The following is a 23,013-nucleotide window of genomic DNA, read 5'->3' as shown; positions in this document are numbered from 1 at the left end:
ATCAGGGCGGTGCTGTTGCGAACCCGACACAAATTCCGCGAATGAGGCTTCGGCATAAGGTGGGGTGCATGACAGACCAGGTCACGGACACGGATCCGGCGATGGAACCGGACATCCCGGGCAAGCCCACGTCCGCCTCGCGCACCACCCTCAGCCACATCATGACCCACAACGACACCAACCTGCTGGGGACCGTGCACGGTGGCGTGATCATGAAGCTCGTCGACGACGCGGCGGGCGCCGTGGCCGGCCGGCACTCCGGCGGTCCCGCCGTCACCGCCTCCATGGACGAGATGGTGTTCCTTGAGCCGGTCCGCGTCGGTGACCTGGTTCATGTCAAGGCGCAGGTGAACTGGACCGGCCGGACCTCCATGGAGATCGGTGTCCGGGTCCTCGCCGAGCGCTGGAACGAGTCGAACCCGGCCACCCAGGTGGGCTCGGCCTACCTGGTCTTCGCGGCCGTGGACGCCGACGGCAAGCCGCGCCGGGTGCCGCCGGTGATGCCGGAGACCGACCGCGACCGCCGCCGCTATCAGGAGGCGCAGATCCGCCGCACCCACCGCCTGGCCCGCCGCCGGGCCATCCGGGAACTGCGGGAGCAGCGGGCGGCGGAAGGTTTCGAGGACTGAGAAGACGGCCGTCCGGCCTCAGCACGTCACCTCGTTGCCCCGTACGACGCTCTGCTCCGGCTGAGCCGGGTCGTCGAACCGTACCTTCCGCACGTTCTTGAATTCCGCGCCGGCCGTCACCTTCAGCAGCGGTCCCTGGCCCGGCACGGCCCGCAGCTCGCTGCCCGGCAGGGCCGCGGCCAGGGAGCGGGCGGAGCGGTCCCAGCGGGGGTCGTAGGAGATGACCGTGCGTGCCACGTGGGCGGGGGCGGTCACCGGCCGGCGGGTGGTGGCGAAGCCGGTCGCCGCGAGCGCCGCGTCGACCCGCTTGGCCAGCCCGACCGTGCCGCTGCCGTTCGCCACCTGCACCCGGATCGTGTCCGGGGCCACCTCCACCGGCACCGGGGCCTGCGCCGGGTCACGGCGCGGCTGGTCCACGGCGAGCGGCTTGTCGTCCCGCAGCGCCCGGAACAGCCGGTCCGCCCTGGCCGGGTCCCACTTCAGGGTCGAGCCGATGCCCTTGAGCTGGTAGTCCATCTGTCCGACGGGGACGGTGGTGAACTCCGACGAGGACGGCGAGAAGTTCCGCATCGCGCGGCCGAGGTCGAGCAGCTCGTCGGTGCCGAAGCCCGCGTCGGCGCGGACCGAGCCCAGCACCGCCCGGGTCACGTCCCGGAACCGCATCGGGTTCAGCAGCACCCCGGAGGAGGTCGCCTTCTCCAGCAGCGCGGCCAGGAACCGCTGCTGCCGCTTCATCCGGCCCAGGTCGCTGGCCCCGTCGACGTGCCGGGCCCGTACGTACTGGAGCGCCTGCCCGCCCCGGAGGGTGTACGTGCCGGGCGCGAGGTCGAGCCCGGTGTACCCGTCCTTCAGCGGCGTCGGCGTGCACACCCTGACCCCGCCGAGCACGTCCACGGTCTTCATGAAGCTGGTGAAGTCGACCTCCAGATAGTGGTCGATCTTCACATGGGTCATGTTCTCGACCGTGCGGATGGTCAGCTGGGGCCCGCCCTCGGCGTAGGCCGCGTTGAGCTTGACCGGGTGCGGGCCGTGCCGCTGCCCGGTGTTCTGGTCGACGTGCGCGGGCATCTCGGCGTAGGAGTCGCGCGGCAGGCTCACCACGGTGGCCCGCTCCCGGTCCTCCGCGATGTGCACGATCATCATGGTGTCGGTGCAGTGACAGGGCTCCCCGCCCAGCCGGTAGGCGCGCCGGTCCTGCTCGCTGAGCTTGTCGCGGCCGTCGGTGCCGACCAGCAGGACGTTCATGCCGTGCCCGGCCCGGGGCCGGTTCTTCATGTCCTTGAAGGCGTCGATCCGGGCGATGCCCGCGTCCAGGCTGGCGACCACCGCGTGCCCGATCCCGGCCGAGGCGAGCACCACGACCGACAGCGTGGTGACCGCCCGCATGGCCCAGCGGGGCCGCCGGGGCGGCCGGACGGGCCGCACATGCCGCTCGGGCGGGCGCGGCACACGGCGGGGCGGCTGCGGGCGGCGCTGCGGACGCGCCGGGGACCGGGGCGGGCTGGGCAAGGGGGACACCTCCGGACGAGGCCGTACGTGGGATCCGTGAGCACAGTAGGCCGATACGATCTCCAGCCCGCGCCGCAGGCCCGGCGGCGCGCATCCGTATCCCCCGTTCGCGGTAACGTGAGGCCCCTATGAACGCCAAGCCCGACGTGCGGCTCCCCGCAGTGTCCGTGATCATGCCCGTCCTCAACGAGGAGCGGCATCTGCGCGGGGCCGTCCAAGCGATCCTCGCGCAGGAGTACGCCGGCGAGATGGAGGTCGTGATCGCCCTCGGTCCGTCCACGGACCGCACGGACGAGATCGCCGCCGAGCTGGTCGCCGAAGACCCGCGCGTGCACACCGTCCCCAACCCCACGGGCCGCACCCCGGCCGCGCTGAACGCGGCGATCAAGGCGTCCCGGCATCCGATCGTGGTCCGCGTCGACGGCCACGGCATGCTCTCGCCGAACTACATCGCGACCGCCGTGCGGCTCCTGGAGGAGACCGGCGCGCAGAACGTCGGCGGCATCATGCACGCCGAGGGCGAGAACGACTGGGAGCACGCGGTGGCCGCCGCGATGACCTCGAAGATCGGTGTCGGCAACGCGGCCTTCCACACCGGCGGCCAGGCCGGCCCCGCCGAGACGGTCTACCTCGGCGTCTTCCGCCGCGAGGCGCTGGAGCAGCAGGGCGGCTACAACGAGGAGTTCATCCGCGCCCAGGACTGGGAGCTGAACTTCCGCATCCGTGAGGCGGGCGGGCTCATCTGGTTCTCGCCCGAGCTGAAGGTGTCGTACCGGCCGCGGCCGTCGGTGCGGGCGCTGGCCAAGCAGTACAAGGACTACGGCCGCTGGCGGCACGTCGTCGCCCGCTACCACTCCGGCTCGATCAACCTGCGCTACCTGGCCCCGCCGACGGCGGTGTGCGCGATAGCCGCGGGCCTGGTCGTCGGCGCGGCGCTGACCCCGTGGGGCCTCGTGATCCCCGGCGGCTACCTGGCCGCGATCGTCGCGGGCTCCCTCCCGGCCGGCAAGGGGCTGTCGCTGAAGGCCCGGCTCCAGATCCCGGTGGCCCTCGCCACCATGCACATGTCGTGGGGCTGGGGCTTCCTGACCAGCCCGAAGTCCCTGGCGAAGAAGGTCATCGCCTCCCGGCGGCCGGCGGTCCTGGACGCCGCCGCCTGACGGACACACACGAAGGGGCCCCTCCTGTCCGAGGAGGGGCCCCTTCGTGTGTCCGGTCCGCTTCGTGTGTCCGGTCCGTCAGTGCCACTGGTAGGGCTTGTACACGTCCATGCAGTCGCCCTTGTCCGAGGCGTTGACGGCGTCGGCGCCCTCGGGCAGGTCGCCCGCCTTCGGCTCGGACTGCCGGGGATAGCTGCTGCCCGAGCGCCAGTCCGCGCCGACGACGACGGTGACCCCCGACACGTCGGTCGACTTCTGCACCGAACTCATCGGGATGCCCAGCGCCTTGGCCACCGCCTGGGCGTCACCCTCCAGGTCCGCGCTCGGATACCGCACGACCGTCTTGTCCTCGGCCAGGCTCCCCGAGGCGTCGGCCTGCGCCCGCGCGTAGCCCTTCCCCACGAGTACCTGGCCGATCGCCGACGCCCGCTGCTGCACCGCGGCCTCGGTGTCGGTCCGGGTGGCGTTCTGCACCAGCACCCCGAGCCGGCTCGCGTCGAGCGAGGGCGTCTTGGTCGGCTTGTCCTTGCCCGCGTCCTTCTTCGACCCGGACTTCCCGCCGTTCTTGTCGAACGGCACGTCGTCCTGGAGCATCCGCCACAGCTTGGCGGCCTGGTCCTTGTTCGGTACGACGTGGTTGTCGGGGTTGTTCGGGTCCGGGACGTTGGGCATCGTCACGCTGGTGAGGCGGTCGGTCGGCACCGACTTCATCTCCATGCCCAGGTCGTACAGCTTCTTGACCGTGCCGATCTCCTCGGAGACCTTCAGGGACTTGGTGGCGGCCTCGGCCAGGTCCATCAGGCGGCCCGTGTCGGTGAACACGTTCTGCTGCTTCAGCGTGCGGACCATCGAGTTCAGGTACATGTGCTGGGCGCGGGCCCGCATCAGGTCGCTGCCCCAGGCGTGCCGGGTGCGCAGCCACTGCAAGGCCTGCTCGCCCTTCACCTTGTGCGGTCCCTCCGTCAGCTTCAGGCCGGAGCCGCCGCGCTGACTGGGTGTCGAGTGGTCCCAGACGTTCTGCTTCACACACACCTCGACACCCCCGATCGCGTCCGCCATCCGCACCACGCCCGCGAAGTCGATCGTCATCCAGTGGTCGATGTAGACCCCGGTGAGGTCCTCCCAGGTGAGCAGGGTGCAGCCGGCCCCTCCCCGGGCCAGGGTGACGTTGATGATGTCGTCCGTCGGCGGATAGACCTTGCCGGTCTCGGGGTCCTTGCACTCGGGGATGTGTACCCGGGTGTCCCGCGGGATGCTGACCATGGCGGCGCTCTTGCGGTCCGCCGAGAGGTGGATGAGCATCTGCACGTCCCCGAGCGGCGGGTCGCCGACGTGGTCCCTGCTGCCGCCGAGCTTCAGGTTCTCCTTGGAGTTCCGGCTGTCGGAGCCGATCAGCAGGATGTTCAGCGGGGTCTGGCCGGCCGCGTTCGGCCGGGTCCTGTGCGCCTTGGAGTCGTCGCCGTTGGCCCGCTTGCCCTTCTGGATGTTGCTGTTGAGATGCTGGTAGTAGAGATATCCGGCACCAGCGGTGCCGAGTATCACCACCGCCAGCACGGTCGCCGACCAGCGCAGCGCGCGCCGTCTGCGCCGCCTCCGGTCGGTCGTCGGACCACCCGTCCGCCGTCCGCCGCCACGCCGGCCGCCGTGCCCGCCACCGCGCCGGCCGGAACGCGCCGGCGCGTCCGAGGTCTTCGACGCGAGCGACATCGTGTCCTCGACCGCCGGAGCCTCCCCGCGCACCTCGCTCTGCGCCAAACTCCCTGCCCTCCCCACCCTTGCGCCAAGCAACGGGCCCGTCCCGCGACCGGTTAGACGCACGACGGGCCCATTGGGTTACCTACGAGGCGCACTTCACCTTGTCCGCCGTGGACTTGTCGACGTCCGGCGCCTTCGTCGGCGTCGTGAGGGAGACCCCCGCTCCCTTGAAGTCCTTGCCCAGGGTCAGCGTCATCGCCGGCAGCCCCTGGGAGTTGGTCACGCTCTCGCCCGGTTTCAGCGCGGCCCCGGACAGGCCCATGATCTCGGCCAGCCGGCGGGCCTGGGCCGCCTGGTCCGGCGCGTACTCCAGCGTGGTCCTGCTCAGTCCGGCGGGCGCGTTGCCGGCGTTCTCCGACTTGGTCACGCCCTCGTCGTTCTGGAGCCAGTTGAGCACCGCCTGGGCGCTGCCGGCCTGGGCCCCGCCGTTGAGGATGCGCACCCGCACCTCGGAGGCGGGCGCCTTGGTGCCCTTGAGCCGGGCGGCCTGGGCGTCCTTCGCCGCCTTCTGCTTCTTCTTCACCTCGGTGAAGGAGACGTCGTTCCTGATGGCGTCGAAGACCGCCGGCGCCTTCGCCCCATTGAGCACCACGGTGGCGTGGACCTTCTCCGCCGGGTTGTCCACGACCGGCACCGTGGTGAAGGTCAGGTTCTTCGGGTTGAGCTTGCCCAGCTCAAGGCCCAGGTCCTTCAGCTTGCCGATGTTGTCCAGCTTGTCGTCGACGGTCAGCGCCTTGGTGCCCGCCTCCGCCAGCTTCACCATCTTCGTCGGGCTGGTGAGCGTGTCGTTCCCCTTCAGTTTGCGCATCAGCGCGCTGAGGAACTGCTGCTGGAGCCCGATCCGGCTCAGGTCGCCGCCGAAGCCGACGGAGTGCCGGGTGCGCACGAACGCCAGCGCCTGCTCACCGGAGATGTTGTGGGTGCCCTCGGACAGCTTCAGATGCGACTTCGGGTCGTCGATGTCCTTGGCCAGACAGACCTCGACCCCGCCGACGGCCTCGGTCAGCGTCTTGACCGCGTTGAAGTCGGCGACCATGAAGTCGTCCGGCTTGATCCCGGTCAGCTCGGTCACCGTGCGCATGGTGCAGCTCGGCGTACGGTCGTCCTGCCCGAGGCTCGTGTTGAAGCGGACGCCGTCCGAGCCCGGGATGACCTTCTTGGTGCCGTCCTCCTGCTGGGTCGGGCAGTCCGGGACGTCCACGATCAGGTCGCGCGGGATGCTCAGCGCGGTGGCGTTGGAGCGGTCCTTGGAGACGTGCAGCAGGATCGTGGTGTCCGCGTGCCCGACGCTGCCCGAGTCGCCGTAGCCGTCGTTGCCCTTGCCGGTGCGCTTGTCCGTGCCGATCAGCAGGATGTTGATCGCCTCGTCCTTGCGGAAGCCGCCGGTGCTGGCGCCGTCGTCGGACACGGACGTGATGTTGTCGTTCAGGTGCTTGATGTAGAGGTAGCCGGCGGCCGACACGGCGACCAGCACGAAGGCCATGGAACCGCCGGTCCACAGCAGCGCCTTCTTCGCCGTCGACTTCTTCTTCACCGGCCGCCGGGACGCGCGCCTGCCCTGGGGCGCCTCCGGCTCACCGCCCCGGCGCCGGGCCGAGCGGGGCGCCGGCACATCGGTGCCGCGCGCCCGGGGCGTCTGCCGGGTCTGACCGCCGGCCTGCCGCGTACGGTCGCCCGCCGCGCCACCGCCGTCCCGGGGGGACGGTCTGCGCGGTCCGGGAACCGGCGACTGCGCTGCGGAAGGGCTCAGTCGCAGTTCGTATTCGCCGGTGTTCGGATTGAGTACCCACTGGTCTGCGGGGTCGATGTTGTCCGCCCGCCCACGGCCTTGCGCGTCCACGGTTGTCCGAATCCTCCGTCGGGGCCACGCGGCGCCTTCCCCCTCCAAGGCGCTCGGGTCTCGGTGAAACAGTGCACGACCCCAGGACGGACCTCGCGGCCAGGTGCACCGGATCGCTCACACTATCCGCCCAGTTCAGCGTCGAGCGACGCCGGTGACAAATTCGACGTGCCTACAACCGGGCAATCCCCCTCATTTTCTGAAAGGATTTTCTGAACGGCAGTTCTCCGGCCCGGTGCGCGGCTCACTCACAGGTCTGTTCGGCGGCGGTGTTCCCCCGGAACGTCGGGGCGGGCGAGGGGTCGTCCGCCCCGCTGGGCCCTGTGTCCTCCCCCGGAACCTTCTGTGAATTCTCCTGGGTCACCACCACCGGCTGATCGGCCCGCAGCCGCGCGAACAGCTTCTCGGCCTCCGGCTCCACGAGTTGATCACGGTTGGCGTCGTAGACATACGACTCCCTCGGCACCGTCAGGAACTGCACGTGGTCGATGGGGATCTCGCGCAGCCCGCGCACCAACTGGTACAAACCATGCAGACTCGCCAGTTCCGGGTCGGTGGTCAGCGAGGAGGTCGCCGCGTCCAGCACCGGATACAGCTTCACCGGGTTCAGCAGGACGTCATTGCTCTGCACCTTGTTGACGAGCGCGCCGAGGAACCGCTGCTGCCGCTCCATCCGTTCGGTGTCGCTGCCGTTCCCGAGCGACTTGCGGGCCCGCACGAACCCGAGCGCCTGCTCCCCGTCGAGCGTGACCTTCCCCGCGGGCAGCTTCAGCTTCGCCGCCTTGTCGTCCACGGGCTCCTTCAGGCACACCTCCACGCCGTCGACGGCGTCCACCATCTCCTTGAACCCGCTGAAGTCCAGGACCATGTGGTGGTCGATGCGGATACCGGTCAGCTTCTCGACGGTCCGGATCGTGCACGCCGAACCGCCCACCTGGAAGGCGTGGTTGAACATCGCGAACACCGGGTCGCCGCGTCTGCCGTCCTTCTGGCCGCAGCTCGGGATGTCCACCATCAGGTCCCGGGGCAGCGAGACGGCGGTGGCGCTGTGCCGGTCGGCGGCCAGGTGCAGCAGGATCGTCGTGTCCGACCGCTCGGTGCCGACGTCCTTCCCGTACTTGCCGTTGCCGTCCCCGGCGCGTGTGTCCGAGCCGATCAGCAGGATGTTCTGCGCGTCCCGCACCAGCGCGGTGGGCCGCTCCCGCTCGAACCGCGCCAGCTCGGCGGCGGCGGCCTCGTCGGCGGTGATGTTGGCAGTGAGCCGGGCGTAGACGGCCCACCCGCCACCGGCGGCCGCGACGAGGAGTACGGCCGCCCCCAGCGCGGAGTTCCGCCCCCACCGCCGCCGCCGGCGCCGTATCAGCCCGTCCCCGGTCGCGGAGGCTCCCGCTCCGGGACCGGGACCGACGGGCTTGCCTGCGGTGTCGGTCACGGTGGGGCCATCCCCTCATGGCGTACGAGCGTCGTGTCCTGCACTTACGACGATGGCGGGGAGGGGGCGGGGCAGCGCCCTTTGCTGCTCCGTCCGGGTGACGGCGGCCGCCCGGAAGCCGGCCTATCGCCGCACCGCGGTCACCCTCTCGCTCTCCACCCGCTTGGCGAGCGCCTCCTCGTCCAACCGCTCCAGATTCCGGCACAGCACCACGGACCCCCCGACGGCCAACGGGGAGAACAGTCCCGCACTCAGCCCCTCCCAGGTGTCGTACGCCAGCCCCGACAGCAACCGGGACCCAGGCCCCGTGAGCCCCAGCGCCCCCGCTTCGGAAGCGGCCCGCTCGACGACTTCGGCCCCGCTGAACTCCCGCCCGGCGACGATGAGCGCCGGGTCCTCCGGGTCCACCGGCGCGAACGGGACGAACCGGTCGCCCTGCCCCGGGACTTCCACGGCGTAGTCGATGAACCCGGCCGGGGTCTGCGGGAAGCGTCCGCCCAACGGCCGCAGCGCCAGCGCCACTCGCTCACCGGCGCAGGCCCGCGCGGCGTCGAGCGTGTCCGGCCCGCTCACGACGACGTCGGCCGCCGCCGGATTCCCGGCGACGTCCGCGAGCGCACCCACCGAGGAACAGGCCAGTAGCCACACCGCCGTCTGCCAGTGCGCGGGCAGCAGCAGCGCGACCCGGTCGCCGGGCCCGGCGGAGAGGTCGCCCTGGAGGAGGTTGGCGGTCTTGGCCACCCAGTTGGCGAAGGTGGCCACGGACAGTTCGACGCGTTCGCCCGTGGCGTCGTCGTAGAAGGTCACCAGCGGGCGGCCGGGGTCCGCGGCGAGCGCGGAAGTCAGCAGGTCGGCAGGGGTGCGATCGGTGGCGTTCACCCGGGACAGGGTACGCGCGGGCGGGCCCGCGCGGCGGGCGGTGGGGCCACCGGTTCGGCGGAACGTTTCCCGACAGGCCGTCAGTTCATGATGGACAGATGTGTATGACTATGTCCAAGATCATGCACATGCGCGGACTCCTCACTTCTTGTCCTGGCGTCTCCCCGCTCGCCGCCTTTTCGATCGGCCTCACCCTCGCCACCGCCTTCGCACTCGCCCCGGCCCCGGCCGCGACCGCCGCGACCGTTCCGGTCCAGGCCGCGGTCCCGGGCAGCACCCGCTCGCTGCCGCTCGTCCCGCTCTCCGGGCAGCGCGTCCTCGGCGGGGCCCCGGAACAGGGGCTGTACCGCACCGGCCTCGACCGGTTCTCGCTGGTCGGCGTGGTCTGGGACCACCCGGACACCGAGCTGCGCGGCCGGGTACAGGTGCGCACCCGGTCCGCCGCGACGGGGGAGTGGTCGGGCTGGCAGGACGTGGAGACGCACAACGCCGACCACGGCGCCGACCCGGGCACGGCAGAAGGCTCCTCCCGGCGGGTGCGCGGGGCGACGGCGCCGCTGTGGGTGGGGGACTCGGACGGTGTCGACCTGCGGGTGCGGGCGGAGGGCGCGCGGAGCGGGGGCGGCACGGGGCCCGCTTCCGGGAAGCGGGCCGGCCGGCCGGGGGCGCGGCTGCCGTCGGGGCTGCGGCTGGAGCTGGTCGATCCCGGGGACGGGAACCCGCCGGCCGGCGACCCACCCCGTACCGCCCTCGACACGGAGGCCGCGTTGGCCGCCTCGGCCGCCAACGCGGACATCACCGACTTCGGCGCCACCGCGATCCCGGAACTGGGCCAGTGGGCCACCGAGCAGGAGCTGACCCGCCTCCAGGGCCCGGGGCGGGGGAAGCCGTACATCGGGGCGCGCCCGCGGATCGTCACGCGCCGGGGCTGGGGCGCGGACGAGTCACTGCGCGAGCGCGGGTTCGTCTACACGAAGAAGATCAAGGCGGCCTTCGTCCACCACACGGCCTCGGGCAACGCATACACCTGCGCCCAGGCCCCGTCCGTCATCCGCAGTATCTACCGCTACCACGTGAAGAGCATGGGCTGGCGGGACATCGGCTACAACTTCCTCGTCGACAAGTGCGGAACCCTCTACGAGGGCCGGGCCGGGGGTGTTGCCAAGGCGGTGCTCGGCGCGCACACCCTCGGGTTCAACACCGACAGCATGGGCGTCGCCGCGATCGGCACGTACAGCGCGACCCAGCCGTCGAGCGCCGCGGTGAAGGCCATCGCCCGGCTCACCGCGTGGAAGCTCGGGCTCTACGCGGTCGATCCGAGCGGAAAGACATACCTCACGTCGGGCGGTGGCAATCTCTACCCCAAGGGGAAGAACGTACGACTGAACGTGATCTCCGGCCACCGGGACGGGTTCGCCACCGAGTGCCCCGGCAAGCGGCTCTACGCCAAGCTCGGCACGACCCGCTCCAGCGCGGCGAGCTACCAGGGGCGCTGAGGCCGGGGGCGCTGAGACGGGGGCGCTGAGGACGGGGGTGCTGAGGACGGGGCGCGCGTACGTCGCCGTCGGGGGACGGGTGAGGGGGCTCGGGGGGCCGGGGGCGGGGGCGGTCGGGGGAAACCGCACGCCGATCTCGCGGGACACCGCGCGGCCATCGAAGGCGTCGTCGCACGGTCTGCATACACTGACCGGCCGAAACGAGTGTGATGAGTAGTTCGGCCGGTCCCGGCAGGAAGCAGAGACGACAGGTGACAGAAGCGATCCTCCTGGTCGGCGGCAAAGGCACCCGGCTGCGACCGCTCACGGTGCACACACCCAAGCCGATGGTCCCGGCCGCCGGGGTGCCGTTCCTCACCCACCAGCTGGCGCGGGCGCGGGCGGCGGGTGTCGAGCACATCGTCCTCGCCACCAGCTATCTGGCCGAGGTCTTCGAGCCGTACTTCGGGGACGGCTCCGCGCTGGGCCTGCACATCGAGTACGTCACGGAGGAGGAGCCGCTCGGCACGGGCGGAGCCATCCGCAACGTCGCCGCCCGTCTGCACTCCGGCCCCGACGACCCGGTGCTGATCTTCAACGGCGACATCCTGACCGGGCTGGACATCAGGGCCCTGGTGGGCACCCACGAGTCGACGGGCGCCGATGTCTCGCTCCACCTCACGCAGGTGACGGACCCGCGTGCCTACGGTCTCGTGCCCACGGACGAGACCGGCCGCGTCCTGGCCTTCCTGGAGAAGCCGCAGACGCCGGAGGAGATCGTCACCGACCAGATCAACGCGGGGGCGTACGTCTTCCGCCGCTCGGTCATCGACACGATCCCGGCGGGCCGCCCGGTGTCCGTGGAACGCGAAACCTTCCCCGGCCTCCTGGCGGCCGGCGCCCATCTTCAGGGCATGGTCGACTCCACCTACTGGCTGGACCTCGGCACCCCGGCCGCCTTCGTGCGCGGCTCGGCCGACCTGGTCCTGGGCCGGGCCCCGTCCCCGGCGGTCCCCGGCCGCTGCGGCGACCGGCTCGTGCTGCCGACGGCCACGGTGGCGCCCGACGCCAAGCTGACGGGCGGCACGGTGGTGGGCGAGGGCGCGTTCGTGGCGAAGGGCGCGCGGATCTTCGGCTCCACGATCTTGCCGGGCGCCGTCATCGAGCCGGGCGCCGTCATCACCGACTCCCTCATCGGCACCCGCGCCCGCGTCGGCGAACGCTCCGTCCTCACCGGCACGGTCATCGGCGACGGCGCGATCGTGGGCGCCGACAACGAACTCCGCGAGGGCGTACGGGTGTGGTGCGACGCCCGCATCCCAGCGGGGGCACTGCGCTTCTCGTCAGACCAGTAGCAGGGCGCGCCGCCCCAGGGCCCCGGCGGTCAGGGGTCCCACGGTCGGATGCCGTCCGCGGCCCGCGGTGGGTCACCCGCGCAGTTCCCCGCGCCCCTGAGGAACTGCCCCACCGCCGGCTACACAGCGCCACCGGCGCCGGGACCAGCCGGGCCGACGTAGCTGCGGGCAGTCGTGCCGCTGGGGCGGCGCCCACCCGGCAGGGGCCGTCGTACCTGCTTAGCTGCGGGCAGTCGTGCCGCTGGGGCGGCGCCCACCCGGCAGGGGCCGTCGTACCTGCTTAGCTGCGGGCAGTCGTAGTGCCGGCGCGGCGCCCACCCGGCAGCGGCGGTCACACGCGCGTAGCTGCGGGCAGTCGTGCCGCTGGGGCGGCACGGGTGGGCGCAGCGGCACCCGGCCAGCGCCGGTGAGCGTCCCACCCGTAGTTCAGCGGTAGCGCCGTGCACCCGGCCAGCGCCGGTGAGTGGACCCACCCGTCGCCAGCGATAGCAGCCCGCGCCGGTAACGCGGCCCCACGCCCAGCGCAGCGCCCCGCAGCTCACAGCAACCCGATGTCCACCCGCCGCATCTTCGGCGTCCGCCGCGCCGGCACACGCCCGCTCAGCAGGATCAACCGTGCCGCCCGATGCCGCTGCCCGGCATACGGCTCAAGCAGGCGCAGCATCTCCGCGTCGTCGGCGTCCCGATCCCCCGCGAGCGCCCACCCCACGATCCCCGGCAGATGCAGGTCCCCGACCGTCACCGCGTCCGCCGCCCCATGACTGCGCTGCACCACTTCCGCCGACGTCCACGGCCCCACCCCCGGCACGACCTCCAGCCGCGCCCGGGCCTCACCCGCCGGCATCCCCACCGCCTGCTCCAGCCGCGCGGCGACCCGCACGGCCCGCAGAATCGTGGACGCCCGCTTGTCGTCGACCCCGGCCCGATGCCATTCCCAGGACGGGATCAGCGCCCAGGTCCGCGGCGTCGGCATCACCCACATCGGCCGCTCGCCCACCCCCGCGGGGCCCGGCGCCGCCTCCCCGAACCTCCGGACGAGCAGCCGCCACGCCCGGTACGCCTCGTCGGTGGTGACCTTCTGCTCCAGCACGGACGGGATCAACGACTCCAGCACCAGCCCGGTCCGGGTCAGCCGCAGCCCCGGCCGCCGGTGCCGCGCCAGCGCCACCACCCGGTGCCGTGGCACGAACGCCTCGGGATCGTCACCGGCACCGAGCAGTTCCGGCAACTGCTCCAGCAGCCACTGGGCACCGGGCCCCCACGCCTCGCCCCGTACCTCACCGCCGTACGCCCGCACCCGCAGCGTCCCCGGCCCGGCGGGCGTACGGCAGGTCCGCCACACGGACCCGTCCGCCGTGGCCCGGAACGTCGGGTCGGCGGGCCCGCGCCGGAGCGGCCCGAGGGTCAGCCCGAGGTCCAGCGGCCCGTCCGGCACCCACCGCCGTACCCGCGCGGGCGCCGCCGCCTGCCGCGGTATCCCGGCGGCGGCCCCCGGGGGCACGGCGACATGCCCGCCGCGCACGGTCGTACGCGTGGGCCGCGTGGGCCGCTGGGGGAAACGTCCTGCCACGAATGAGTCCTGTGAGTCCTGGGGGTGCCGGTGCCGTGCCGTCTATGAGACTAGGCGTTCGCCGCGCCTACGGGACCGACCCGGAGCGGACCGGACCCCGCGCGGGACTCACCGCACCTCCACGAACGCCCCCGCGTCCCGCTCCGGCCGCGGTCTCGGCTCCTCCGCCGGGTGACCGACCGCCACCGCGCCCATCGGATCCCAGTCCGCCGGCAGCCGAAGGACCTCGCGCACGACGTCCCGGCAGAACATCGTGGACGACACCCACGCCGAGCCCAGCCGCTCCCCGGCCAGCGCGACCAGCAGGTTCTGCACGCCCGCGCCCATCGCGACGACGAACATCTCCCGTTCGGCGCCGTCCCGCCGGGCGTCGCCGTAGGTGTGCGAGCCGTCCATGACGAGGCACGGCACGACCAGGTAGGGCGCGTTGCGCAGCACGTCACCGCGCCGGACCCGCTTCGCGATGGACTCCTCGCTCTTGCCGTCCCGGCGCAGGTCCTCGATCCAGGCGTCCCGCATCGCGTCCAGCAGCCGTACCCGCGACTCCTCCGACTCCAGCAGCACGAACCGCCACGGCGTGGTGTGGTGCGGGGCGGGCGCGGTGACGGCGGCGGCCACCGCGCGCCGGACCGCGCCGGGGTCCACGGGCTCGTCGGTGAAGGCCCGCACGGTGCGGCGCTGGGTCACGGCCTCCCGCACGGCCTCGGAGGTGCCGAGCCGGAACATGTCGTCCCGCGCGGTACGCACCAGGGCCCGGGCCCCCTCACTGTGTTCGTCGGCCACGGCGTGGGGCAGCCCGCGCACCACGGCCACCGGCAGGCCCGCCGCCTTGCCCTTGACCAGGTCACCGGCGGCGGCCAGCTCGTCCGCCGTGGCGACGACGGTCGCGCTGAGCGGGTTGCCGTGCGCGTCCGCGCCCCCGCGCAGGTCGTCCAGCACGCGTACTCCGGCGGCGCCGATCGCGACATCGGTGAGCCCCGTGCGCCAGGGTCGCCCGAACGTGTCACTGACGACGACGCCGACGTCGACGCCGAGGGCGGCGCGCAGGCCGTCGCGGATCGCGCGCGCGGACGTGTCCGGGTCCTCGGGCAGCAGGAGCACGGTCCCGGCGGGGGTGTTGGAGGCGTCGACCCCGGCGGCGGCCATGACCAGGCCCTGCCGGTTCTCCACGATGCGCAGCGGGCCGCGCCGGGCCACGACCCGGACCGTCTCGGCGTCGATCGCGGCCTCCCGGTCGGCCGCCCGCACGACCCGGCCCTCGGCCTTGGAGACGATCTTGGACGTGACGATCAGCACATCCCCGTCGGCCAGTCCCGGCTCGGCCGCGGCGATCAGCTTGGCGAGGTCGTCGCCCGGCTGCACCTCGGGGATGCCGGACAGGGCCCAGACCCGGTACCCGGGCCGCTCGGTCCCGGCGGACGCCGTGTCGCTCACGCCCCCCGCACCTCCTCGGCCAGTGCCAGCGCCTCCCGCGCCATCTGCGCCGCCGCGTCCACGTCAGTCATCATCAGCGGTACGGCCCGGCAGCGGATGCCGTCCGCCTCGACCCGCTCGACCGCGCCCGCGTCCACGGTGTCGACGAGCCAGCCGTCCAGCAGCCCGGAGCCGTAGTGCTCGGCGACCGCGGCGGCCGTGGACTCCACGCCGACCGCGGCCAGCACCTTGTCGGCCATGCCGCGCACGGGCGCGTCCCCGACGATCGGGGACAGGCCGACCACGGGCACGCCGGCCTCGGCGATGGCCTCGCGGATGCCGGGCACGGCGAGGATCGTGCCGATGGACACGACCGGGTTGGACGGCGGGAAGAGGATCACGTCCGCCTCGGCGATGGCCTCCAGCACGCCCGGGGCCGGCTTGGCCTGCTCGGCGCCGACCGGGACGACCGCCTCGGCCGGGACGGAGGCCCGCAGCCGCACCCAGTACTCCTGGAAGTGGATCGCCTTGCGCTCACCGTCCAGCTCGACGGCCACATGCGTCTCGACGCGGTCGTCGGTCATCGGGATCAGCCGCACGCCCGGCTTCCAGCGGTCGCACAGCGCCTCGGTGACCGCGCTCAGCGGATAGCCGGCGCTCAGCATCTGCGTCCGCACTATGTGCGTGGCGAAGTCCCGGTCGCCGAGCCCGAACCAGTCCGGGCCGACGCCGTAGGCCGCCAGCTCCTCCTTGAGGTGGAAGGTCTCGTCCGTCCGCCCCCAGCCCTGCTCCTCGTTGATGCCGCCGCCCAGCGTGTACATCACCGTGTCCAGGTCCGGGCAGACCTTCAGCCCGAAGAGGTGGATGTCGTCGCCGGTGTTGCCGATGACCGTGACGTCCGCGTCCGGCACGGCCCGCTTCAGACCGCGCAGGAAACGGGCACCGCCGATGCCGCCTGCCAGAACCACAATGCGCATGCGGCCAAGTCTTGCAGGTGGGTCCGACAACGCGTCAGGCAGTCACCGGGCGGGCCTCGCCGCGTGCCTCGCAGTGCGGGGACGTGTGCATCGGCATCGCGGTCAGGCCCGGGTAGTACACGTGCAGGCTGACCGCCGGCTCCAGCGCGTCGTTGACGACCTCGTGGACGTACCCCGGAGCGAACACCCGCTGCGCGCCCGCCGCCAGCGCGCGCGTGCCGCGCCCGGTGCGCTCGGTGAGGGTGCCCTCCAGGACGGTGAGGACACCGGACGAGCGCCCGTGGTCGTGCCGCCCGCTGCCCTGCCCGGGCACCCAGGACAGCAGCCACACCTCGTAGCCGGGGCCGGTGCGCAGCCGGTGGTACCAGCGGGTGGTGGCGTCGTAGCGGACGAGGGGCGCCCACTGGGCGCGGTCGGCGGCGATCGAGCGGGCGAGCCCCACGAACTCGGCGACGGTGGCCGGGTGCTCGCGCGGCGGCTGGAGCAGGTGCGGGACTTCGAGGATGTCGCCGGCGATCTGGAGGTCGTTGTCGCTGTTCATCGGGGTTCGGTGGTCCTCGGTGAAGAGTCGGGGGCTTGAGCCGGGGTGTGGAGCTGGGTGACGCGTACGGTCCGCCCGGGTCACGGGCGGGCGGGGTGCCCTGGATGAGGGATCACGGTGCGTGCGGACGCGGCCGAGCCGGGATGGACTCGGGAACAGCCGGAGCGGCTTGGCTCAACAGCTGGAACAGCAACAACAGCTACAGCGCGCGCGGGCGGCACCGAAGGACCCGGCGGTGCGGGTCGAGGTGGGTGCCAAGTTCGCGAACATGCCCACTAGGACATCGGTTCACACCCGCACTGTCAACTCGACGCCCGGTATGTGGGACATGTTTCACCTCATCCGGTTCATCTGAAAGGTGAAAGGTTTGCTCACGAGGAGGTCGGGACACATGGGGCACATCCGAGCGCTTGAGTCTCGCGGAACGGGATCGAACACGGAGGCGTCTTTCTCCGTACAGAGATCTGTACGGGGTTGCGGCCACCCCGTGGGTCCGGCTGCGTGCCAAGGTTTATGGCGATTTGAACACTTTCCGCACGGCCTTGGTTCCGCAGAGTGAATAACGGACCCAATAGCAGATCTCGGCTTGACTCGCCCGGAGCAGCACACTTGTAATTTCACTCGTGTCGTTCAGCCGAAATCGGTAACGGCTACGCACGGGGACGCGAAAGACAGACGAGGGGCGCACATGACCGAGCTGGTGCAGCAACTGCTGGTCGACGACGCGGACGAGGAACTCGGCTGGCAGGAGCGCGCGCTGTGCGCCCAGACCGACCCCGAGTCCTTCTTCCCCGAGAAGGGCGGCTCCACCAGAGAGGCCAAGAAGGTCTGCCTCGCCTGCGAGGTCCGCTCCGAGTGCCTCGAATACGCCCTCGCCAACGACGAGCGCTTCGGCATCTGGGGCGGCCTGTCCGAGCGGGAACGCCGCCGGCTGAAGAAGGCCGCCGTGTGACCGTAGGGAGGGCCGCCAACGTCGCGAACGGCCCGCCGCCAGTGGGTTATCCACAGGCGGCGGGCCGTCGTCATGGCCAGCCGATAGTGTGGTCGCTCGTCCGAGACGCCCCGCTGTCCCCTCGACGCACTCGATCCGCTCGACGCACGGGGAGACACAGGCGTCCACCGCAGTCCATCGAACCGGGGCCCGTACCTCGATGTCCGTGCACAGCCATACGGCGGCCCGAAGCGGCACCGCCACAGCAGCGTTCGACCCAGCCCGCCCGCCTGAGTTCCCGCGTCATGTGGTGACCGCGGTCCTCGTCTCCCACGACGGCGCCCGCTGGCTGCCCGACGCGCTCGCCGGGCTGCTCGGCCAGGAGCGCCCCGTCCAGTACGCGGTGGCCGCCGACACCGGCAGCGCGGACGACTCCGCCCAGCTGCTCACCGACGCCCTCGGCGACGCCAATGTGCTGCACCTGGCCCGCCGTACCGGCTTCGGCCAGGCCGTGGAGGAGGCGAGCCGCACCGCGCCCGTCCTCACCCCGGAGGACCTGCCGTACCTCAAGCGCCCCAGCGGCTGGGACCCCGTCACGCGCACCTGGCGCGACGACGCCTACGACCTGCCCGACCTGCCGCACGGCGAGCCAATCCAGTGGCTGTGGCTGCTGCACGACGACTGCGCCCCCGAACCCGACGCCCTCGCCCAGCTGCTGCGGGTCGTCGACAACGAACTCGAACTCGGCCGCGACGACGTCGCGGTCGTCGGCCCCAAGCTGCGCGGCTGGTACGACCGCCGCCAGCTGCTGGAGGTCGGCGTCTCCATCGCCAACTCCGGCCGCCGCTGGACCGGCCTCGACCGCCGCGAACAGGACCAGGGCCAGCACGACCACGTCCGCACCGTGCTGTCCGTCTCCACCGCCGGCATGCTCATCCGCCGCGACGTCTTCGAACAGCTCGGCGGCTTCGACCGCCGACTGCCCCTCATGCGCGACGACGTCGACCTGTGCTGGCGCGCCCACACCGCCGGCCACCGCGTCCTGGTCGCCCCCGACGCCGTCGTCCGGCACGCCGAGGCCGCCTCCCGCGAACGCCGCGCGGTCGACTGCGCGGGCCGCACCACCGCCTCCCCGCACAAGGTCGACAAGGCGGGCGCCGTCTACACCCTGCTCGTCAACACCCGTACGGCCGCGCTGCCCTGGGTCCTGCTGCGGCTCGTCCTCGGCACCGTCCTGCGCACCCTCGCCTACCTCGTCGGCAAGGTCCCCGGCCAGGCCGTCGACGAGATCCGCGGCCTGCTGAGCACCCTGCTGCGGCCCGAGCGGATCATCGCCGCCCGGCGCCGCCGCGGCCCCGCCCAGATCGACAAGGGCGAGCTGCGCCAGCTGCTCCCGCCGCCCGGCGCCACCATCCGGGCCACCGTGGAGCAGATCGCGGGCAACTTCACCAGCGGCACCGACAGCGACACCGCCTCGGCCGGCCGGCACGGCGGCGCCGTGGAGTCCGGACCCGGCGGCGACGACGCCGAGTTCCTGGAGGTCGAGCAGTTCGCCCGGCTCAAGCGGATCGCCCGCAGACCCGGCCCGGTGCTCTTCCTCGCGCTGCTGCTCATCTCCCTCGCCGCCTGCCGCGCCCTGCTCGGTGGCGGCGCCCTCGCCGGCGGCGCCCTGCTGCCCGCCCCGGCCGGCGCCGGCGACCTGTGGTCCCGCTACCTGGACGCCTGGCACCCGCTCGGCGTCGGCGGCACCCCGTCCGCGCCCCCTTATCTGGCGATCGTCGCGACCCTCGCCTCGATCCTGTTCGGTTCCACCGGACTCACCGTCACCGTCCTGCTCGTCTGCTCGGTGCCGCTCGCCGGATTCACCGCCTACTTCGCCTCCCGGCCGCTCGTCACCTCCCGGCTGCTGCGCGCCTGGGCGGCCATCGGCTACGCCTTCCTGCCCGCCACCACCGGCGCCCTGGCCGGCGGCCGCATCGGCACCGCCGTCCTCGCCGTGCTCCTGCCGCTCATCGCGCGCGCGGGCATCGCCGCGAGCGGCCTGGCCAGCCGCACCGGCGCGCGCGGCAGCTGGCGCGCCACCTGGGCGTACGCGCTGCTGCTGACGGTCACCACCGCCTTCACCCCGATCGTCTGGCCCATCGCCCTGCTGCTCGGCCTCGGCGTACTGGTGCTCCGCCGCGGCGACCTCCTCGCCCACGGCCTGCGCTTCCTGGCCCAGCTCGGCACGCCGCTGCTGCTCCTCGCCCCCTGGTCGCTGACCCTCCTGCCGACCGGCTTCTTCCAGGAGGCCGGCCTGGAGTACGGCCCCTCGGCCGCCTCCGCGCTCGACCTGCTCGGCGCCGCCCCCGGCGGCCCCGGCACCGTGCACGGCCTGATGCTCATCGGCATCGTGCTCGCCGCGCTCGCCGCCCTGCTCCGCTCCGAGCGGCAGCTCGGCATCCGCACCGCCTGGGCCGTCGCCCTGGTCGGCCTCGTCTTCGCGGTCCTGTCCAACAAGTCCGCCTGGGCCGGGCCGGCCACCCTCGTCTACGGCATCGCCCTGCTGGCCGCCGCCGCCCTCGGCGCCGACGGCGCACGCGCGCGCGTGGCCGAGCAGAGCTTCGGCTGGCGCCAGCCCGTCGCCGCCCTGATCGCCTTCGCCTCGGCCGCCGGCCCGCTGCTCGTCGCCGCCGGCTGGATCATCCGCGGCGCCGACGGCCCGCTGGAGCGCCGCGACCCGGCCCAGGTGCCCGCGTTCGTCGCCGAGGACTCCAGCGGCGGCGACCAGGCCCGCACCCTGGTCCTCGACAGCGACTCCACCGCGCGCGTGCGCTACACCCTGGTCCGTGGCTCCGGCGCCCGCATGGGCGACGCCGAACTCACCGCCGCCGACGGCGACAACGCCCGCCTGGACAAGACCGTCGCCAACCTCGTCGCCGGCTCCGGCGCCGACCAGGCCGACGAACTCGGCGGCTTCGCCGTGCGCTACGTCCTCGTCCACAAGGGCGCGCCGCGCGACATCACCCGCGTCCTCGACGCCACCCCCGGCCTGAGCCGGCTCAGCCAGCAGAACGGCGGCGCGCTCTGGCGCGTCGACCAGCAGGTCGCCCGCGCGGCCATCGTGCCCGCCTCCGGCTCCGGCAAGGCCCGGCCGGTCACCGCGGGACCGGTGGAGATCCACACGACGATCCCCTCCGGCTCCGGAGGCCGTGTCCTGCGCCTCGCCGACAGCGCCGCCGACGGCTGGACGGCGACCCTCGACGGCAAGCCGCTCACCCGGACCACGGTCGACGGCTGGGCCCAGGGCTTCCAACTGCCCTCCACCGGAGGCAGGCTGGACGTCACCTACGACGCCCCGATCGCCCACACCGCCTGGCTCTGGGCGCAGGGCGCCCTCGCCGTCGTGCTGGTCGTCCTCGCCCTGCCCGGCCGCCGCCGCGACGTCGACGACGACCTGCCCGAGGAGCAGCCCCTGCCCGCCCAGGCCACCGCCGGCGAGGGCCGCCGCGCCCGCCGCCTGCGCGCCCAGGCGGAGGAAACCGCCGCCGAGGAACAGCCCGGCACGCCTCCCCAGCCCGAGCAGCCCCCGGCCGCCGTACCGCACCAGCAGTCGTACGACGTGGGGGTGCCCCCGGTCGAGCCGAGCGGGGACTGGGACAGGGACCCGGCCGACTACGGGAACGCCGGATACTCCGGGTACGGCACGGACCCGTACCAGACCACGACCGGCTACGACCAGCAGTCGTACCAGCAGCCCGACCCCTACCAGACGGCCCCGTACGACCCGTACGCCTACAACGGCACCCCCGACCAGATGCCGTACGACCCGGCGGCCTACCAGCAGGGCTACGACCCGGCGTACGACGCCGCCCAGCAGGGTTACGACCCGGCCCAGCAGGGCTATGACCCGGCCGAGCAGGGCTATGACCCGGCCGAGCATCCCCACGGCACCGGCAGCCAGCGCCCCGACGGGAGCCAGCAGTGAACCGCACCACCCTGTCCCTGATCGCCGGCACGGCCGCGCTGGCCGCCGTCACCGCGTTCGCCGCGCTCGACTCCCCGTCCGCGTCCGGCGCCGCCGCCCCCCAGGCGGCGGCCCGACTGCCCGTGGAGCGCACCAGCCTGCTGTGCCCGGCGCCGAGCATGTCGGACATCGCCGACACGGCGTACACGTCGTTCACGCCGGTCACCAAGGGCACCACGAGCAGCGGCAAGGCCCAACTCCAGGCGGCCACCGGGCAGTCGGCCGACGACACGGACGGCGGCCGGAAGAGCAAGGACGGCAAGGACGGCAAGGACGGCAAGGGCGCCGGGAAGAAGGCCGAGCAGCCGGTGCTCACCCCCAAGGCACCGGGCACGCCGGCCACCGGAGAGACCTCCGGCGGTGAGGCGCCCGCGCTCATCGGCACCGCGGACGGCAGGTTCGCGTCCGGCTGGACCGTGCAGGAGACCACCGAGGTCGCGGCCGGCACCGGCCGGGGCCTGCTGGGCGTCAACTGCACCGGCGCGGACACCGAGTTCTGGTTCCCGGGCGCCAGCACGACCACCGGCCGCACCGACTACGTCCACCTGACCAACCCCGACGACTCGGCCGCCGTGGTCGACATCGAGCTGTACGGCAAGGACGGCGCGATCAAGTCCCCGCTGGGCGAGAACCTGACGGTCAAGCCGCACGCGAGCGAGCCCATCCTGCTCTCCACGCTCTCCGACGAGCGGCAGGCCGACCTGACCGTGCACGTCAGCGTGCGCAGCGGCCGGGTCGGCGCGGCCGTGCAGGCCCTGGACGACAAGGCGGGCGGCGACTGGCTGGCCGCTGCCGCCGACCCGGCCGGCAGCCAGGTCCTGCCCGGCATCCCGAAGGACGCCACCGACGTCCGCCTGATCGCCTTCACCCCCGGTGACGACGACGCCGACCTGAAGATCCGCCTGGCCTCGCCCGCCGGCCTGATCACCCCGGCCGGGAACGAGACCCTGCACGTCAAGTCCGGCATGACCTCGGCGGTCGACCTCGGCGACGTCACCCGTGGCGAGGCCGGCTCGCTGGTCCTCACCCCCAGCGACCAGGCGGTCCCGGTCGTGGCGGCGCTCCAGGTGGTCCGAGGCAAGGGCGACAGGAAGGAGACGGCGTACATTCCGGCGACCGCCGCCGTCGGCACGCGCGCGACATCGGCCGACAACAGCGCGAAGGGCACGACGCTCGCCCTGACGGCCCCTACCGGCACGGCCACGGTCAAGGTCACGGCGTCGGCGGGCAGCGAGGGCGGGACCCCGGTGACGAAGACGTACACGATCAAGTCCGGCACGACCCAGGACGTCGACGTCCCCACCCCGGCGGGCCTGAAGGGCACGTACGCCCTCACGGTCGAACCCGTCTCCGGCGCCCCCGTCTACGCCTCCCGCACGCTCGCGGCCACCGAGGGAGGCATCCCCGCCTTCACCATCCAGACCCTCCCCAACGACCACGGAATGGTGGCGGTACCGAGCACGAAGGAGGACTTGTCGGTACTACAGAAATAGGGGACGCGGCGGCACCCCGCCGTCGCCGGTGAGCGGACCCGCCCCCGC

Annotated in this window: 16 protein-coding genes; 7 read left to right on the top strand and 9 right to left on the bottom strand. The window is 72.9% G+C overall.

The genetic code is table 11. From position 1 onward, the window contains the following. Positions 1-68: 68 nt before the first annotated feature. Positions 69-629, top strand: coding sequence for an acyl-CoA thioesterase (locus ACZ4WH_RS07170; RefSeq protein WP_468177474.1), 561 nt, complete (start codon positions 69-71; stop codon positions 627-629). A gap of 18 nt (positions 630-647) precedes the next feature. On the opposite strand, the gene ACZ4WH_RS07165 is transcribed toward ACZ4WH_RS07170, so the two are convergent. Next, entirely contained in the window at positions 648-2,138 is a 1,491-nt protein-coding gene (locus ACZ4WH_RS07165) for an LCP family protein (protein WP_468177472.1), read from the bottom strand. A gap of 128 nt (positions 2,139-2,266) precedes the next feature. On the opposite strand from ACZ4WH_RS07165, the gene ACZ4WH_RS07160 reads away from it, so the two are divergent. Further along, entirely contained in the window at positions 2,267-3,298 is a 1,032-nt protein-coding gene (locus ACZ4WH_RS07160) for a glycosyltransferase family 2 protein (protein ID WP_468177470.1), read from the top strand. A gap of 78 nt (positions 3,299-3,376) precedes the next feature. Here ACZ4WH_RS07160 and ACZ4WH_RS07155 read toward each other — a convergent pair whose 3' ends face one another. From ACZ4WH_RS07155 to ACZ4WH_RS07140, 4 genes are all read right to left on the bottom strand, one after another. Next, positions 3,377-5,005, bottom strand: coding sequence for an LCP family protein (locus tag ACZ4WH_RS07155; RefSeq protein ID WP_468177860.1), 1,629 nt, complete (start codon positions 5,003-5,005; stop codon positions 3,377-3,379). 130 nt (positions 5,006-5,135) lie between these two features. After that, positions 5,136-6,893, bottom strand: coding sequence for an LCP family protein (locus ACZ4WH_RS07150; protein ID WP_468177468.1), 1,758 nt, complete (start codon positions 6,891-6,893; stop codon positions 5,136-5,138). A 244-nt stretch (positions 6,894-7,137) separates the two neighbouring features. Then, positions 7,138-8,325: an LCP family protein gene (locus ACZ4WH_RS07145; protein ID WP_468177466.1), complete on the bottom strand. Its 1,188-nt coding sequence runs from the start codon at positions 8,323-8,325 to the stop codon at positions 7,138-7,140. Positions 8,326-8,448: 123 nt separating this feature from the next. Continuing rightward, a complete protein-coding gene (locus tag ACZ4WH_RS07140; protein WP_468177464.1) occupies positions 8,449-9,204 on the bottom strand; it encodes a TIGR03089 family protein in 756 nt (251 codons plus the stop codon). A 110-nt stretch (positions 9,205-9,314) separates the two neighbouring features. Between ACZ4WH_RS07140 and ACZ4WH_RS07135 the strand changes: the two genes are divergently transcribed. Next, positions 9,315-10,700, top strand: coding sequence for a peptidoglycan recognition protein family protein (locus ACZ4WH_RS07135; RefSeq protein ID WP_468177858.1), 1,386 nt, complete (start codon positions 9,315-9,317; stop codon positions 10,698-10,700). Between the two features lie 251 nt (positions 10,701-10,951). Continuing rightward, positions 10,952-12,034: a mannose-1-phosphate guanylyltransferase gene (manB, locus tag ACZ4WH_RS07130; protein WP_468177462.1), complete on the top strand. Its 1,083-nt coding sequence runs from the start codon at positions 10,952-10,954 to the stop codon at positions 12,032-12,034. Positions 12,035-12,572: 538 nt separating this feature from the next. Here the strand turns inward: manB and ACZ4WH_RS07125 are convergent. The 4 genes from ACZ4WH_RS07125 to ACZ4WH_RS07110 form a co-directional block, all read right to left on the bottom strand. Continuing rightward, entirely contained in the window at positions 12,573-13,604 is a 1,032-nt protein-coding gene (locus tag ACZ4WH_RS07125; RefSeq protein ID WP_468177460.1) for a DNA-3-methyladenine glycosylase family protein, read from the bottom strand. Positions 13,605-13,712: 108 nt separating this feature from the next. Then, positions 13,713-15,038, bottom strand: a complete 1,326-nt coding sequence (locus ACZ4WH_RS07120; protein WP_468177458.1) for a coenzyme F420-0:L-glutamate ligase — start codon at positions 15,036-15,038, stop codon at positions 13,713-13,715. Next, positions 15,035-15,994, bottom strand: coding sequence for a 2-phospho-L-lactate transferase (cofD, locus tag ACZ4WH_RS07115; RefSeq protein WP_468177456.1), 960 nt, complete (start codon positions 15,992-15,994; stop codon positions 15,035-15,037). The genes ACZ4WH_RS07120 and cofD overlap by 4 nt, the downstream gene beginning before the upstream one ends. A gap of 34 nt (positions 15,995-16,028) precedes the next feature. Next, positions 16,029-16,535 (bottom strand): cysteine dioxygenase, encoded by a 507-nt coding sequence (locus ACZ4WH_RS07110; protein WP_468177454.1) that lies wholly within the window; start codon positions 16,533-16,535, stop codon positions 16,029-16,031. Between the two features lie 688 nt (positions 16,536-17,223). On the opposite strand from ACZ4WH_RS07110, the gene ACZ4WH_RS07105 reads away from it, so the two are divergent. The 3 genes from ACZ4WH_RS07105 to ACZ4WH_RS07095 all read left to right on the top strand — a co-directional run bounded on the left by ACZ4WH_RS07105 (position 17,224) and on the right by ACZ4WH_RS07095 (position 22,965). Further along, entirely contained in the window at positions 17,224-17,487 is a 264-nt protein-coding gene (locus ACZ4WH_RS07105) for a WhiB family transcriptional regulator (RefSeq protein WP_003975777.1), read from the top strand. A 199-nt stretch (positions 17,488-17,686) separates the two neighbouring features. After that, complete coding sequence (locus tag ACZ4WH_RS07100; RefSeq protein ID WP_468177452.1) at positions 17,687-21,433, top strand: glycosyltransferase family 2 protein; 3,747 nt, start codon at positions 17,687-17,689, stop codon at positions 21,431-21,433. Further along, positions 21,430-22,965: a DUF5719 family protein gene (locus tag ACZ4WH_RS07095; protein WP_468177450.1), complete on the top strand. Its 1,536-nt coding sequence runs from the start codon at positions 21,430-21,432 to the stop codon at positions 22,963-22,965. The genes ACZ4WH_RS07100 and ACZ4WH_RS07095 overlap by 4 nt, the downstream gene beginning before the upstream one ends. Positions 22,966-23,013 lie beyond the last annotated feature (48 nt).

Source organism: Streptomyces sp. NPDC029138, assembly GCF_055564375.1.
Note: the sequence above shows the minus strand (reverse complement) of the source record. Positions and strands in the feature narration are given on the sequence as shown.